13 protein-coding genes are annotated in these 15,398 nt (G+C 71.0%); 10 read left to right on the plus strand and 3 right to left on the minus strand.

All coding sequences use genetic code 11. The features are described 5' to 3' along the window. Positions 1–86: 86 nt before the first annotated feature. The 3 genes from NS331_RS13950 to pdxR all read right to left on the minus strand — a co-directional run bounded on the left by NS331_RS13950 (position 87) and on the right by pdxR (position 3,854). On the minus strand, positions 87–872 hold the full coding sequence (locus NS331_RS13950) for a taurine ABC transporter ATP-binding protein (RefSeq protein ID WP_058642587.1): 786 nt from the start codon (positions 870–872) through the stop codon (positions 87–89). Between the two features lie 30 nt (positions 873–902). After that, positions 903–1,925 (minus strand): taurine ABC transporter substrate-binding protein, encoded by a 1,023-nt coding sequence (tauA, locus tag NS331_RS13955; RefSeq protein ID WP_058642588.1) that lies wholly within the window; start codon positions 1,923–1,925, stop codon positions 903–905. 378 nt (positions 1,926–2,303) lie between these two features. Then, positions 2,304–3,854, minus strand: coding sequence for a MocR-like pyridoxine biosynthesis transcription factor PdxR (pdxR, locus tag NS331_RS13960; RefSeq protein WP_058642589.1), 1,551 nt, complete (start codon positions 3,852–3,854; stop codon positions 2,304–2,306). Between the two features lie 176 nt (positions 3,855–4,030). On the opposite strand from pdxR, the gene NS331_RS13965 reads away from it, so the two are divergent. The 10 genes from NS331_RS13965 to NS331_RS14010 all read left to right on the plus strand — a co-directional run bounded on the left by NS331_RS13965 (position 4,031) and on the right by NS331_RS14010 (position 15,255). Further along, complete coding sequence (locus NS331_RS13965; RefSeq protein ID WP_058642590.1) at positions 4,031–4,432, plus strand: nuclear transport factor 2 family protein; 402 nt, start codon at positions 4,031–4,033, stop codon at positions 4,430–4,432. Positions 4,433–4,454: 22 nt separating this feature from the next. Continuing rightward, positions 4,455–5,855 carry an NAD(P)/FAD-dependent oxidoreductase gene (locus tag NS331_RS13970; RefSeq protein ID WP_058642591.1) on the plus strand — a complete coding sequence of 467 codons (1,401 nt, stop codon included), beginning with the start codon at positions 4,455–4,457 and terminating at the stop codon, positions 5,853–5,855. Between the two features lie 45 nt (positions 5,856–5,900). Further along, positions 5,901–7,502 carry an ABC transporter substrate-binding protein gene (locus NS331_RS13975; protein ID WP_153012852.1) on the plus strand — a complete coding sequence of 534 codons (1,602 nt, stop codon included), beginning with the start codon at positions 5,901–5,903 and terminating at the stop codon, positions 7,500–7,502. 7 nt (positions 7,503–7,509) lie between these two features. Continuing rightward, positions 7,510–8,484: an ABC transporter permease gene (locus NS331_RS13980; RefSeq protein WP_058642593.1), complete on the plus strand. Its 975-nt coding sequence runs from the start codon at positions 7,510–7,512 to the stop codon at positions 8,482–8,484. 3 nt (positions 8,485–8,487) lie between these two features. After that, the gene (locus NS331_RS13985) at positions 8,488–9,390 is read left to right on the plus strand and encodes an ABC transporter permease (protein ID WP_058642594.1); all 903 of its coding nucleotides are present in this window, start codon (positions 8,488–8,490) and stop codon (positions 9,388–9,390) included. A 1-nt stretch (position 9,391) separates the two neighbouring features. Next, the gene (locus NS331_RS13990) at positions 9,392–10,423 is read left to right on the plus strand and encodes an ABC transporter ATP-binding protein (RefSeq protein WP_058642595.1); all 1,032 of its coding nucleotides are present in this window, start codon (positions 9,392–9,394) and stop codon (positions 10,421–10,423) included. A gap of 19 nt (positions 10,424–10,442) precedes the next feature. Next, the gene (locus NS331_RS13995; protein WP_242873749.1) at positions 10,443–11,492 is read left to right on the plus strand and encodes an ABC transporter ATP-binding protein; all 1,050 of its coding nucleotides are present in this window, start codon (positions 10,443–10,445) and stop codon (positions 11,490–11,492) included. Between the two features lie 89 nt (positions 11,493–11,581). Continuing rightward, positions 11,582–13,231: an amidohydrolase gene (locus NS331_RS14000; RefSeq protein WP_058642596.1), complete on the plus strand. Its 1,650-nt coding sequence runs from the start codon at positions 11,582–11,584 to the stop codon at positions 13,229–13,231. A gap of 40 nt (positions 13,232–13,271) precedes the next feature. Next, positions 13,272–14,279 carry a CobW family GTP-binding protein gene (locus NS331_RS14005; RefSeq protein WP_058642597.1) on the plus strand — a complete coding sequence of 336 codons (1,008 nt, stop codon included), beginning with the start codon at positions 13,272–13,274 and terminating at the stop codon, positions 14,277–14,279. 52 nt (positions 14,280–14,331) lie between these two features. Next, positions 14,332–15,255, plus strand: a complete 924-nt coding sequence (locus NS331_RS14010; RefSeq protein ID WP_058642598.1) for an EamA family transporter — start codon at positions 14,332–14,334, stop codon at positions 15,253–15,255. Positions 15,256–15,398 lie beyond the last annotated feature (143 nt).

Consider the following 15,398-nt stretch of genomic DNA (forward strand, 5'->3'; position numbering starts at 1 on the left):
ACAGGCTCAGCGCGAACGGATGGGCTCAGCACGAACGCATGAACCTCAGCGCGAACGGGCAGGGCGAGGTGCACATCGCACTGGCCTCAATGCACCGCCGCGCCCGCATGGATCGCGTCGATCACCTCCTCGCGCAGGCGGATGAATTCCGGCTGGGACTTGATGGCACGCGCGCTGCCGCCGGCGATGTACTGGCGGCCGAAATCCAGCTGGTAGCGGCGCGACACACGGCCCGGCGAGGGCGTCATCACGATCAGCTCGGTGGCTAGGAACAGCGCCTCTTCCACGTCGTGCGTGATGAAGAAGCACAGCTTGCCCTCGCGCGCCCAGATCTGCAGCACCAGCTCCTGCACCTGCTCGCGCGTGAGCGAATCGAGGGCGCCGAAGGGCTCGTCCATCAGCAGCATGGCCGGGTTGGCGGCCAGCGCCCGGGCGATGCCAACGCGCTGCTGCTGCCCGCCCGACAGCTGATAGACCGGGTGCGTGGCATAGCGCTCCAGGCCCACGGCGCGCACCTGCTTCATGGCGGCCTCGTGGCGCTCGGCACGGCCCATGCCGCGCAGGCGCAGGCCCAGGGCCACGTTGTCGATCACGTTGAGCCAGGGCATCAGCGCATGCTTCTGGAACACCACGCCGCGGTCGGCGCCCGGGCCTTCCACATGGCGGCCGTTGACGAAGATGTGGCCTTCGCTCGGCGCCATGAAGCCGGCGATGCACGACAGCAGCGTGGTCTTGCCGCAGCCCGAGGCGCCGACGGCCACCACGAACTCGCCGCGGGCGAAGCCCAGGTCCACCTGCGACAGGGCCGTGACCTCGGCGCCGCCGCGGCCGGCGTAGGTCACGCCCACGTTCTCGATGCGCAATCCGTCCATGGTGTGCGTCTCCTGACGGGCGATGGCCGCTCAGGGCTTCGCCTTGGCGGCGTAGCTGGCGTTCACGCCCGTGCTGTAGTCGGGCAGCACGTTGCCGATGGTGCCCTGCGCCTTCAGGAAGGCCGCGGTGGCGGCCAGCGACTGGGCTGCGCCGCCCTTGGCGCCGCCGCCCAGCCAGGTGGCCGAGGCCTGCTCGGCCGGCGGCACGAAGCGGTACAGGGCCATGGCGGCGGGCACGTCGGCCTCGGTCGCGCCCGTCACCTGCGCCACGGCCTTCACCTGCGGCGAGCCGGCGGTCCACTGCGCCTTGTTGGCGGTGTAGGCCGCGTCGGCCCTGGCGATGGCCGACAGGAACTTGACCATGAAGTCGGCGTTGGCCGCGGCCCAGGGCTTGTTGGCGATGATGCCGTCGAAGGTGGCCTTGCCCGTCTGCTTGGAGATCTGGCCGCTGCTGGTGATCTGCTTGCCGCCGGCCTTGACCTTGGAGAGCACCGGGTCCCACACGAAGGTGGCGTCGATGTCGCCGCGCTCCCAGGCGGCGGCGATCTCGGGCGGGCGCATGTTCAGGATCTTGACCTGCGACGGATCGACCTTGGCCGCCTCCAGCGCCACCAGCGTGTGGAAGTGCGTGGTGGAGGTGAAGGGCACGCCGATCTTCTTGCCCTTGAGATCGGCCACGCTGTTCACGCCCGAGCCGTTGCGCGCCACCAGGGCCTCGGCATCGGCGATGTCGTCGAGGATCCACACCAGCTCCACCGGCAGGCCCTGCGACAGGGCCGCAGCCACGGGGGCCGAGCCCGCCTCGCCGATCTGCACCTGGCCCGAGGCCATGGCGCGGATCACGTCGCCGCCGCCCGCGAACTTGCGGAAGTTGATCTTGTAGCCGGTGGCCTTTTCGATCTCGCCCGTGACCTGCGCATAGCGCCAGGGCACCACCATGTCCTGGTGGGCGATGGTGACTTCCTTGGCGGCCTGGGCGTGGGCGCCGGCGGCGAGCGTCGCCAGGGCGAGCACGGCCAGGTGGCGGCGGGTGAAGCGGATCGGGTTGGTCATTCGAGGTCCTCCGGGTGTGGATGTGTGGGATGAACTGTGCGGCGCGCGGCCCGGCCACCCAAGTGCCAGAGGCCGGCGACCGAAAGAGCCAGAGCCGGCAAGCGGGCACCCGGCTGGTGCCTGCCACGATGGGCGCCGCACTGCTTCGGCGCAGAGCCGGCGATTCTGGGAAGCGCGCCGCGCCGGCGGCAACGAAGAAATGCGCGCTAGTTCATGCGCCGGATGCACAAGGCGCCGGGTGTGCGCGGCGCCGGGCGTTGGAGGCCATGTGGGTCAGTCGATCAAGAGCCGTTCGGGCTGAGCCTGTCGAAGCCAGGGCAAGGCGTGTCCAGCCCTTCGACAAGCTCAGGGCGAACGGCCCTTGACTGGCACCCGGCGTCAGTGCAGCGGCGCGTCCCGCCGCACGCCGCGCGCTGCGGCCAGCTCGTGCACCGCCAGCGCCAGCGCCCGCACGCCGGCCTCGATCTGCGCGCCCGAGATGGACGACAGCCGCAGCCGGAACTGCGGGCACGGATAGGGCGGCTGGTCGTAGAACACACGCCCCGCCTCGATCAGCACGCCATGCCCGCGCGCCACATCGGCCAGCTCGGCCGAATCCAGCCAGTCCGGCCCTTCCACCCACACCGAGGCACCGCCCTGCGGCGGCGTGAAGCGGAAGTCCGGCAGGTACTGCCGCAGCGCCTGCGCCACCCGCGCCAGCCGCTCCTGCATGATCTGGTTGACCCGCCGCGCATGCGACTCGTGATGACCCAGCGACAGGAACAGCGCATAGGCATGCTGCAGGAAGGCGCTAGGGTGGCGCACCATCGCATGGCGCAGCACCCGCAGCTCGGCGATCAGCTCGCGCGAGGCCACGATGTAGCCCAGCCGCAGCGCCGGCGACAGGCTCTTGGAGAGCGAGCCGATGTAGATCACCCGTCCGCCCGTGTCCAGGCTCTTGAGCGCGGGCATGGGCTTGCCGGCGTACAGGTTCTCGGCCTCGTAGTCGTCCTCGACGATGACGAAGTCCTGGAGCTCGGCCTTGCGCAGCAGCCACTGGCGCCGCTCCAGGCTCAGCGTGCGCGTGGTCGGGCTCTGGTGGCTGGGCGTGACGAAGACGTAGTCCACCTGCGGCATGGCGTCCACCACCAGGCCGTCGTCGTCCACCGCGATGTTGACGAAGCGCGGGTCGCGCACGCGGAAGGAATTGCGCGCATGCGGATGGCCCGGCTCTTCGCAGCCCACGCGGGTGCGGGCATCGAACAGCGCCTCGGCCAGCAGGTAGAAGGCATGCTGCGAGCCCACGGTGATCAGGATCTCGTCGGCCAGCGCATACACGCCGCGCTTGGGCAGCAGGCGCTGGCGGATCTGCGTGACGAGTTCGTCCACGTCCACCTGCTCGAAGTCGGGCGTCCAGTGCGGCAGCTGCACGCGCGACAGGCTGCGCAGGCAGCACTCGCGGAAGTCGTCGGTGGGAAAGAGCTCCGGGTCGTAGGTGCCGTAGACGAACTGGTAGGGATAGCCGTGCCAGCGCTCGGGCTTGGCCAGCGTGGGCCGGTCGCGCTGCGAGCGCAGCACGCGGGCGCGCCAGTCCGGCGCGCGCGGGCCGCTGCCGGCCGTGGTGTCGGGCGCGAAGGGATTGGCCTCGGCCGGCGCCGCCTGCAGCGGCGAGGCATCCGCCGACACGAACACGCCGCGTCGCGGGCGGGCCTCCAGAAAGCCTTCTTCCACCAGCTGTTCGTAGGCTGCGGTCACGGTGTTGCGGCTGAGCGAAAGCGCCTGCGCCAGGTCGCGCGAGGAGGGCAGCGGCGTGCCCGGGCCCAGCCGGCCGTCCAGGATGGCCTGCACGATCACCGCGCGCAGCCGCACCTGGATCGGCAGGCCGGCCTGCTCCGGCAGGCGGAAGAGGCGGGCCCACAAGGGGCGGTTCGATTCGTCGGTGCTGGGCATGGGAGCGGTCTCAAACGGATGGGTGCGCATGCACACAAGCGGGGCGCGTTCACGCTGTTGGTGCGCTGCTGGCGGGCCGTGGCGTGGGCGATGGGCCGCCTCTGGCTCTATGGCGCGGCGGGGTCGCTTCCTAGACTGGATTGCATCTTCCGCGCCACGCCCTGCTGCTCCCTGCCATGACCACTGCCACTGCCCCGTCCGTCACCGTCGAGATGCTCGCCGCCTTCTCCGACGCCTGGAACCGCCACGACCTGCCCGCGCTGATGGGCTTCATGCATGCCGACTGCGTGTTCGAGACCGCCGCCGGTCCCGAGGCCTGCGGCGCGCGCCACCGCGGCACCGAGGCCGTGGCCGCGGCCTTCGAGGCGGCGTGGAAGAACTTCCCGGACGCCCAGTGGCGCAACGGCCGCCATTTCGTCGCCGGCGAGCGCGGCGTCTCGGAATGGACCTTCACCGGCACCGCCGCCGACGGCTCGCGCGTCGAGGCCGACGGCGTGGACGTGTTCACCTTCCAGGACGGAAAGATCCTGGTCAAGAACGCCTTCCGCAAGATGCGCCCCGCACTGCCCAAGGCCTGACTTCCGCAGAAGGCGACCCATCATGGCCATCACCACCCCGCGCGAGGTCTTCGCGCCCTACGACCCGGCCTACGACCCGCTGGTCTCGCCCGGCCCCGGCCACAACCGCGACTACGCGCCCACCTACTGGGCCGCCACCGCCGGCACGCCGCCGGACGACGACGGCCCCATCACCGCCGACGTGGATGCGGACGTGGTCATCATCGGCTCGGGCTTCACCGGCCTGGCCGCGGCGCTGTTCCTGGCGAAGGAGCACGGCATCAAGGCGACGGTGCTGGAGGCCAACCGCGTGGCCTGGGGCTGCACCAGCCGCAACGGCGGCCAGGGCCAGAACGCCAGCGGCCGGCTCTACCGCTCGCAGTGGATCGAGCGCTGGGGCCTGGACGTGGCGAAGAAGCTCGACGCCGAGATCCGCTTCGGCTTCCAGACCTTCGCCGACCTGGTGGCGCAGATCGACTGCGACGCGCAGCCGGGCGGCCACCTCTTCGTCGCGCACCGCGACAAGAAGATGGACTTCCTGCGCCGCGAGACCGAGGTCATGCGCCAGCACTTCGGCTACGACGCCCGCATGCTCAGCGCCGAAGACGTGCGCCGCGACTGGTGCGGCGACCAGGACGCCAAGGGCGCGCAGTACGAGTCCGAAGGCATCTCGGTGCATCCGCTCAAGCTGGCCCACGGCTACCTGAAGATGGCGCGCGAACTGGGCGCCCGCGTGCACCCGGCCAGCCCGGTCATCGGCTGGGAGACGAAGAACGGCGTGCACCACCTGCGCACGCCCGGCGGCACGGTGCGCGCGCGGGCCGTGGGCATCGCCACCGGCGCGTACACGGCCCCGGGCCTGTACCCGGGGTTGAAGAACCGCTACTTCCCGGTGCTGTCCAACTCCATCGTCACGCGCCCGCTCACGCCGGCCGAGCTGGAGGCCACGGGCTTCAAGACCCGCATCGCCATCACCGACACGCGCACCCTGCGCTTCTATTACCGCCTGCTGCCCGACAACCGCCTGCAGATCGGCAGCCGCAGCGCCATCACCGGCGCCGACGCGCACCGCGAGGCGCACTACCGCCTGCTCACCGAGGGCCTGGCGCGCAAGTTCCCGGCGATCAAGGACATCGAAATCGCCCACTCCTGGTGGGGCTGGGTGGACGTGAGCCACGACATGATGCCGCGCGTGGTGCAGCCCGATGCCGCGCAGCAGGTCTTCTATGCGCTGGGCTACGGCGGCAACGGCGTCTCCTTCTCCGCCCATGCGGGCCGACGCCTGGCGCAGCGCATCGCCGGCCAGGCCGATGCCGCCTTCGGCCTGCCCATCTACCAGGGCGCGCTGCCCTTCCCGGCACAGGGCGAATGGGCCGCGCCCTTCCGCCGCCTGGGCCAGAGCTTGCTCTACCGCTGGTACTGGCTGCGCGACGAAGTGATCTGAGCCGCGGCGTTCCCTCTCTTTCCATTCGATCCAGGAGTGCATTCCATGACCACGCCTTTCCTCACCCGCCGCGCCCTGTCGCTCGCCGCGGCCGCCGTGCTGGCCGGCAGCAGCCTGCTCGGCACCGCCGCCGTCCAGGCCCAGGAGATCAAGAAGGGCGGCACGCTGGTGGTGGGCACCACGCAGGCGCCGCGGCACCTCAACGGGGCCGTGCAGTCGGGCATCGCCACGGCCGTGCCCTCGACCCAGCTCTTCGCCAGCCCGCTGCGCTTCGACGACAAGTGGAACCCGCAGCCCTACCTGGCCGAAAGCTGGAAGCTGGCCGAGGACGGCAAGTCGCTCACGCTCAACCTGCGCAAGGACGCCGTCTTCCACGACGGCAAGCCCATTACTTCGGAAGACGTGGCCTTCTCCATCATGGCCATCAAGGCCAACCACCCGTTCTCGACCATGCTCGCTCCGGTGGAGAAGGTGGAGACGCCCAACCCCACCACCGCCATCATCCGCATGAGCACGCCGCACCCGGCCATCGTGCTGGCGATGTCGCCGGCCCTCGCGCCGATCATGCCCAAGCACATCTACGGCGACGGCACCGACCTCAAGAACCATCCGCGCAACAGCCAGAACGTGGTGGGCTCCGGGCCCTTCAAGCTCACGGAGTTCAAGGCCGGCCAGCGCGTGGTGCTGGAGCGCTTCGACAAGTTCTTCCTGCCCGGCAAGCCCTACCTGGACAAGATCATCTTCAACATCGTGCCCGACACCCAGAGCATCGTGCTGGGCATCGAGCGCGGCGACCTGCAGATGTATCCCTACGCCGCCGGCGCGCTGGACCTCAAGCGCCTGAAGGCCAACCCGAATCTGGTGGTCACCGACAAGGGCTACGAAGGCATCGGCGCCCTCAACTGGCTGGCCTTCAACACCGCCAAAAAGCCGCTGAACGACGTGAACGTGCGCAAGGCCATCGCCTATGCCATCGACAAGAACTTCATCACCAAGGCGCTGATGGGCGGCTTCGCCGCGGTGTCCGATGGTCCCATCGTGCCCGGCAGCCCCTTCGCCGTGCCCGACGTGGTGAAGTACCCGCTGGACCTGAAGAAGTCCGCCGAGCTGCTGGACGCCGCCGGCTTCAAGCCCGGTGCGGGCGGCGAGCGCTTCAAGCTCACCATCGACTACCTGCCCGGCAACGACGAGCAGCAGAAGAACGTGGCCGAGTACCTGCGCGCGCAGCTCAAGAAGGTCGGCATCGCCGTGGAGGTGCGGGCCTCGGCCGACTTCCCGGCCTGGGCCAAGCGCATCGCCAGCCGGGACTTCGACATGACCATGGACACGGTCTTCAACTGGGGCGACCCGGTCATCGGCGTGCACCGCACCTACCTGTCCACCAACATCAAGCCCATCGTGTGGACCAACACGCAGGACTACGTCAACCCCAAGGTGGACGAGCTGCTGAATGCGGCCGGCGGCATCATGGACCCGGTCAAGCGCAAGGCCTACTACGCCACCTTCCAGAAGATCGTGACGGACGAGGTGCCCATCGTCTACCTCAACGTCGCGCCCTACCACACGGTGGCCAGCAAGCGCGTGGGCAACCTGCCGACGACGATCTGGGGCGCCGCGTCGCCCATGGACGACGTGTACCTGAAGTGAGCCGGCCATGAAGCTGCTGAAGCCCCTGGCCTCGCGGCTGCTCCAGGCCCTGGGCCTGGTGCTGGCCGTGGTGGTGCTCAACTTCGCGCTGGTGCATGCGGCGCCCGGCGATCCGGTGGAAACCATCGCCGGCATGAGCGGCGGCATGTCCGAGGAGATGAAGGCCGAGCTGCGCCAGAGCTACGGCCTGGACCGGCCGCTGCCGGTGCAGCTGGGCATCTACCTGGCGCGGGTGGCGCGGCTGGACCTGGGCCAGTCCTACATCTTCAACCTGCCGGTTGCGGAGCTGATCGCCGAGCGCATCCCGGCCACGCTGCTGCTGGTGCTGAGTTCGGTGGTCTGCGCCTTCCTCGTCGGCACCGCGCTGGGCGTGCTGGCCGCGCGCAAGCCCAACGGCTGGCTGTCGCAGGCGATCACGGTGTTCTCGCTGGTGGGCTTCGCGGCGCCGGTGTTCTGGAGCGGGATGATGCTGATGATCCTGTTCGCCTCGGTGTGGCCGATCCTGCCGGTGTCGGACATGCGCTCGGTGGACAGCGACGGCCGCGGCCTGGCCGGCGTGCTCGACGTGCTGTGGCACCTGGTGCTGCCCATGTTCACGCTGTCGATGGTGTACCTGGCGCAGTACAGCCGCCTGGCCCGCGCCAGCATGCTGGAGGTGCTGGGCGCCGACTTCATCCGCACCGCGCGCGCCAAGGGCCTGGCCGAGGGCGTGGTGCTCTACAAGCATGCGCTGCGCAATGCGGTGCTGCCGGTGGTCACCGTGCTGGGCCTGCAGTTCGGCAACGTGCTGGCGGGCGCCATCCTGGTCGAGACAGTCTTCAACTGGCCCGGCCTCGGTCGCCTGGCCTATGAATCGGTGCTGCGGCGGGACTACCCGACCATCCTGGGCGTGCTGCTGCTGTCGGCCGTGGTGGTGCTGGTGATGAATCTGCTGACCGATCTTTGCTACCGCCTGATCGATCCTCGAATCAAAAGCAAGTAAGCGATGTCCGCCCTTCCCATCTCCCCTGGCGAGCCCACCCCGGCCGCCATGCCGCTGCCGGCCGCGCCCTCGCCCGCGCGCGAGGCACTGGCCATGTTCCTGCGCAACCCGGCAGCAGTCGCCGGCCTGTTGCTGCTGTCGGTCATCGTGTTGGTCTCCGTCATTGGACCGTGGCTGGTGCAGGCCGATCCCTTCGAGATCCGTGGCGCGCCACTCAGCCCGCCGGGCACCGAGGACGCCTGGCTGGGCACCGACCAGCTGGGCCGCGACGTCGGCATCGCGCTGCTCTACGGCGGCCGCGCCACGCTGCTCGTGGGTGCGGTCGCGGCGCTGCTGTCGGTCACCATCGGCGTCACGCTGGGCGCGCTGGCCGGCTTCTACGGCGGCCGGGTCGATGCGGCGCTGATGCGCGTGACCGAGTTCTTCCAGGTGCTGCCGGCGCTGCTCTTCGCCATGGTGGTGGTCACGCTGTTCTCGCCCAGCCTGGTGACGGTGGTGCTGTCCATCGGCCTGGTGAGCTGGCCGGGCACGGCGCGGCTGGCGCGGGCCGAGTTCATGAAGGTGCGCGACCTGGAGTTCGTGCGCGCCGAGCGCGCCATCGGCGCCGGCAACGCGCGGCTGATCTGGAAGGTGATCCTGCCCAACGCCATCGCGCCGCTGGTGGTGTCGGCCACGCTGGCGGTGGGCGCGGCCATCTTGTTCGAGGCCGGCCTGTCCTTCCTGGGCCTGGGCGACCCCAACCTGATGAGCTGGGGAATGATGATCGGCAGCAGCCGGCAGTACGTGCTCTCGGCCTGGTGGGCGGTGGCGATCCCCGGCGTGGCGATCTTCCTCACCGTGCTGGCCGTGAGCCTGATCGGCGACGGGCTCAACGATGCCCTCAACCCCAAGCTGCGGGAGCGTTGAGATGACCGAAGCCCTTCTCCAGGTCGACGACCTGCGTGTCGAGTTCGCCACCCGCCGCGGCAAGGCGATGGTGCTCAACGGCGTGAGCTTCGAGGTGCATGCGGGCGAAACGCTGTGCGTGGTCGGCGAGTCCGGCTGCGGCAAGAGCATGACGGCCCTGGCCATCCTGGGCCTGGTGCCGCAGCCGCCGGGCCGCGTGGCCGGCGGGGCGGTGCGCTTCCAGGGCGAGGACCTGGTGGCCGCCACGCCCGAGCGGCTGCGCGCGGTGCGGGGCAACCGCATCTCCATGATCTTCCAGGAGCCCATGACCTCGCTCAACCCGGTCTACACCGTGGGCGAGCAGATCGCCGAGTCGCTGCGCCTGCATGCGCAGCTGGACCGCCGCGCCGCCCACGCGCGTGCCATCGAGATGCTGCGCCAGGTGGGCATTCCCGCGCCCGAGCGGCGCGTGGACGAGTACCCGCACCAGCTCTCCGGCGGCATGCGCCAGCGCGTGATGATCGCCATGGCCCTGGCCTGCCGCCCCGACATCCTGATCGCCGACGAGCCCACCACCGCGCTGGACGTGACGGTGCAGGCGCAGATCTTCGACCTGCTGCGCGAACTGCAGCGCGAGCGCGGCACGGCCATCGTGCTCATCACGCACGACATGGGCGCCGTGGCCGAGATGGCCGACCGCGTGATGGTGATGTACGCCGGCCGCGTGATCGAGCAGGGCCATGCGGACGACGTGCTGGGCGCGCCGCAGCACCCCTACACGCAGGGCCTGATCGCCTGCCTGCCCGAGCTGGGCAGCAGCCAGGCCGGCGAGCGCGCCGAGCTGGCGGAGATCCCGGGCGTGGTGCCCTCGCTGTGGGAACTGGGCCAGGGCTGCGCCTTCCGCGAGCGCTGCCCCAAGGCCCATGCCCGCTGCGCCGCCGAGGTGCCGCCCATGTTCGCGGCCGATGGCGCAGGCGGCCACGGCGCCGCCTGCTGGCTGCTGGCCGAGGCGGGCGTCGATTCCTCGCCTCAGGCTGCAGCCGTCCATGCCTGACACCCGCGCAGGAGCCGCCATGAGCCAACTCATCCCCTTTCCCAACATGCCCGCTCCCGTCACGCCACCGCCGCCGGTGCTGCTGTCCGTCACCGACCTCAAGGTGCACTTCCCCAGCGCCGGCGGCCGCGTGGTGCGCGCGGTGGACGGCGTGAGCTTCGAGCTGCGCCGCGGCACCACGCTGGCCGTGGTGGGCGAATCGGGCTCGGGCAAGACCACCACCGCCCTGGCCGTGATGCGGCTCGCGCCCATCACCGAGGGCGGCATCCGCCTGGGCACCACCGAGCTGAGCCTGGTCAACGGCGAGAACCTGCGCCGCGCGCGCAGCCGGCTGCAGATGGTCTTCCAGGACCCGTATTCCTCGCTCAACCCGCGCCAGCGCGTGGGCGAGGCGGTGCGCGCGCCGCTGGACCTGATGAAGATCGGCACGCCAGCCGAGCGCGCCGCCCGCGTCGATGAACTCTTCCACGCCGTCGGCCTGCGGCCCGAGCAGCAGCACCTGTTCCCGCACCAGTTCTCCGGCGGCCAGCGCCAGCGCATCAACATCGCCCGCGCGCTGGCCACCAACCCCGAGCTGGTGGTCTGCGACGAGCCGGTGTCGGCGCTGGACATCGCCATCCGCGCGCAGATCCTCAACCTGCTGGCGCGGCTGCAGCGCGAGCTGGGGCTGACCTACCTGTTCATCTCGCACGACATGGCGGTGGTCGAGCACATCTGCGACGAGATCGCCGTGATGTACCTGGGCCAGATCGTGGAGCGCGCGCCGCGCCGCACCTTCTTCGCGCAGCCGCTGCACCCGTACAGCGTGGCGCTGATGTCGGCCGTGCCCACGGTGCGCGGCGGCCGCGCGCGGGCGGCGCAGCGCATCCGGCTGGTGGGCGATCCGCCCAGCCCGCTCGATCCGCCCGCGGGCTGCCGCTTCGTCGGCCGCTGCCCGGTGGCCGAGCCGGCCTGCCACCAGCCGCAGCAGCTGCGCGAGGTGCAACCCGGTCACTGGGTGGCCTGCCACAAGGTCACGCTGCAGGCGGGCCGGCCGGTGCCGCCGCTGGCGCTGCCGGATGCCGCCTGAAGCCACCTGACGCCGCCCGAGCCGGACCGACCCCTTTCATCGCCGCGCCTCTGCCTCGGAGGCCGACCTTCCCATCCGCCATCGCCACCATGTCCCCCATCACCGTCTTCCAGGCCCGCCAGATCCTCACCATGAACCCGCGCCAGCCGCACGCCACCCACGTGGCCGTGCGCGAGGGCTGCATCCTGGGCGTGGGCGACCTGGCGCGCATGCAGGCCTTCGGCGACTTCACGCTCGACACGCGCTATGCGGACCAGGTGCTGATGCCCGGCCTGGTCGAAGGCCATTCGCACCTGATGGCCGGCGGGCTGTGGAAGTTCAGCTTCGTCGGCTTCCATGCCCGCACCTCGCCCGACGGCCGCGTGTGGGAGGGCTGCCGCAACTTCGACGAGGTGATCGCCCGCCTGCGCGCCGCCGACGCGGCGCTCACCGACCCCCAGGCACCGCTGCTGGCCTGGGGCTTCGACCCGCTCTTCTTCGGCACCGAGCGCATGACGGTGGAGCACCTGGACCAGGTCTCCACCACGCGGCCGGTGGTCATCCTGCATGCCAGCCAGCACCTGATGAACGTCAACCGCGCCGCACTGGCCGCGGCCGGCATCGACCGCGACACCGACATCGAGGGCATCGCCCGCTTCGCCGACGGCGAGCCCAGCGGCGAGCTGCAGGAGTTCGCGGCCATGTTCCCCATCACGCGGCTGGTGGGCAACATCTTCCGCATCACCGGCTCGTCGCCGGAGAGCCTGCGCCTGTTCGGGCAAATGGCACGGCTGGCCGGCGTGACCACCGCCACCGACCTGGTCAACGACCTGGCCGAGCCCAACCATGCGGCCATGATGCAGGTTACCGGCGAGCCCGGCTTTCCGGTGCGGCTGGTGCCGGCCTACCTGTGCCTGGACGGCAGCCTCAACCGCGCGCAGGGCGCCGCGCGCATCCGCCAGCGGCAGGCCGAGGCCGAGGGCAATGCCAAGCTGCACTACGGCCTGGTCAAGATCGTGGCGGACGGCTCCATCCAGGGCTTCACCGCGCGCCTGCGCTGGCCGGGCTACCACAACGGCGCGCCCAACGGCATCTGGATCCTGCCGCCGGCGGAGCTCAAGGCCGCCATCCGCGACTTCCATGCGCAGGGCTTCCAGCTGCACATCCACACCAACGGCGACGAGGCCACCGAGCTGGCGCTCGACGGCATCGAAGAGGCGCTGGCCGCGCATCCGCGCGCCGACCACCGCCACACGCTGCAGCACTGCCAGATGGCCGACGCGGCCCAGTTCCGCCGCATGGCCACGCTCGGCGTGTGCGCCAACCTGTTCGCCAACCACATCTACTACTGGGGCGAGGCCCACCTGGCCCAGACCATGGGCCCCGACCGCGCCTTCCGCATGGACGCCTGCGCCACCGCGCTGGCCCACGGGGTGCCGCTGGCCATCCATTCCGACGCGCCCATCACGCCGCTGGCGCCGCTGTTCACCGCCTGGTGCGCTGTCAACCGGCTCACGTCCAGCGGCCGGGTGCTGGGCGAGGCCGAGCGCATCGGCGTGCCCGAGGCGCTGTGGGCCATCACCCAGGGCGCTGCCTACACCCTGGGCCTGGACGACCGCATCGGCTCCATCGAGGTCGGCAAGTGGGCCGACTTCTGCGTGCTGCACGAGAGCCCGCTGGCCGTGGCGCCCGAGGCGCTCAAGGACCTGCGCGTGGCCGGCACGGTGATCGGCGGCGTGCCGACCGAGGCGGCCACGTGAGGCGGGCCTCGTCATTCGCCCCACGAGGCACGGTGACGGCATGAGGCCGCGCATCCCCCTCACCGTCATCGGCGGCTTCCTCGGCGCCGGCAAGACCACGCTGCTCAACCACCTGCTCGCGCAGTCGGGCGGCCGGCGCATCGCCGTGCTGGTCAACGACTTCGGCGCCATCAACATCGACCGCGCCCTCATCGCCAGCGAAGAGGCCGGCGCCATCGAACTGACCAACGGCTGCGTCTGCTGCGCCATCGGCGACGACCTGACCACCGCGCTCATCGGCCTGATCGAGCGACCCGAGCCGCCCGAGGCCATCGTGATCGAGGCCAGCGGCGTCTCCGACCCCTGGCGCATCGCCCAGGTCGGCCTGGCCGACCCCGCGCTGGCGCTGGATGCCGTGCTGGTGCTGGCCGACGCCACGGTGCTGCGCGAACAGGCGGCCGACCCGCTGCTGGCCGACAGCATCCGGCGGCAGCTGGATGCGGCGGACCTGCTGGTGCTGAACAAGACCGACCTGGTGGACGAAGCCGCGCTGGCCGGCCTTCGCGCCTGGCTCGATGCCGAGTGCCCCGCCACGCCGCGCTTCGAGACCGTGCAGGCCCGCGTGCCGGCGGCGCTGCTGCAGGCGCCCCGCCTGCCGCGGGTGGACGAAGGCGCTGCGCATTGCGCGAGCTGCGGCGGGCACGGGCACGGGCACGGGCACGGACATGCGCCTGGTCATGGTCACGACCATGGTGTCGTGGCGCATGCCGAGCTCTTCGAGACCTGGGCCCTGCGCGATGCCCCGGTCTTCCACGCGCCGGCCCTGCGTGCGCTGCTCAAGGCCATGCCGGCCGGCGTGCTGCGGCTCAAGGGCCTGGTGCGCACCGACGCGCATGCGGGCCTGGTCGAACTGCAGTTCGCCGGCCGCCATGGTGCGCTGCGCGCCGCCTCCGGCGCCGCGCCCGAGGCCGCCGACACGCTGGTCGCCATCGGCCTGCGCGGCCGGCTGCCGGCGCACGAACTGGCACAGCGGCTGCGCGCCGCTGCCGCCGTGAGGGAGGCCGCATGAGCGTTCGCCCGGCCATGACCACGACGACGCCCCATCCGCCCAAGGACCCCCGATGACCCGCCCCGCCAACACCTTCGCCGGCCTGGACTTGCTCGCCGCCCTGGGCGTGGTGGTCATCTGGGGCCTCAACTTCGTGGCGATGAAGTATTCGCTGCGCGACTTCACGCCCTTCCAGCTGGGCTTCTTCCGCTACGTGTTCGCGGTGCTGCCGTTGATCTTCTTCGTGCGCAAGCCACGCCTGTCCTGGCGCTGGCTGGTGCCGGCGGGCCTGGCGCAGCTGGGCCAGTTCGGCCTGCTCTTCGTGGCCCTGCAGGTGGGCATGACGGCCGCGCTGGCCTCGGTGCTGATGCAGACCCAGGTCTTCTTCACCACGCTGCTGGGCGTGGCCCTGCTGGGCGAGCGCTTGTCGGGCCCGCTGCGGGCCGGGCTGGTGCTGGCGGCCGTGGGCCTGCTGTGCTTCGGCCTCAACTTCGCGGGCGGCAGCGCCACGGCCGGCATCACCGTGCTGGGCCTGGTGCTGAACCTGGGCGGCGCCTTCATGTGGGCGGCCTCCAACATCGTGGCGCGCAAGGCCCAGGCCGCGCAGCCGGGCTACGACCCGCTGCAGTTCGTGGTGTGGATGTCGCTGGTGCCCATCCTGCCCTTCGGACTGATGGCCTGGTTCTTCGAGCCGGCGGCCACGCACGGCCAGTGGCGCCATGCCAGCCTGGGCGGCTGGCTGGGCGTGGCCTACCTGGGCTGGTTCGCCACCATCGCGGCCTACGCGATGTGGACCGGCCTGCTCAAGCGCCACCCCGCCAACCGCGTGGCGCCCTTCAGCCTGGGCGTGCCGGTCATCGGCCTGGGCGCCGGCATGTTGACGCTGGGTGAGGGCGTCACGCCCTGGCAATGGGCGGGCAGTGCGTGCGTGGTGGCGGCATTGGGCGTCGTGATGTTCGGCGGGCGCTGGATGGCGCGGAGGCAGGCGCTGGCCTGAGGTCGCGCCCTTGCTGCCGAGCCCGGCCTGAGCCCCTTTCCCCTCGCGGGAGGGGTGGGGGAGAGGGGTGCTTCCACACCCCGGACCGTTCGCCTCGCCGCCGCCGTCCCCCCTCTCCCCAACCCTCTCCCGCGAGGGGAAAG

It is taken from the genome of Pseudacidovorax intermedius, assembly GCF_001476815.1.
GTDB classification, from domain to species: Bacteria; Pseudomonadota; Gammaproteobacteria; order Burkholderiales; family Burkholderiaceae_C; genus Xenophilus; species Xenophilus intermedius_A.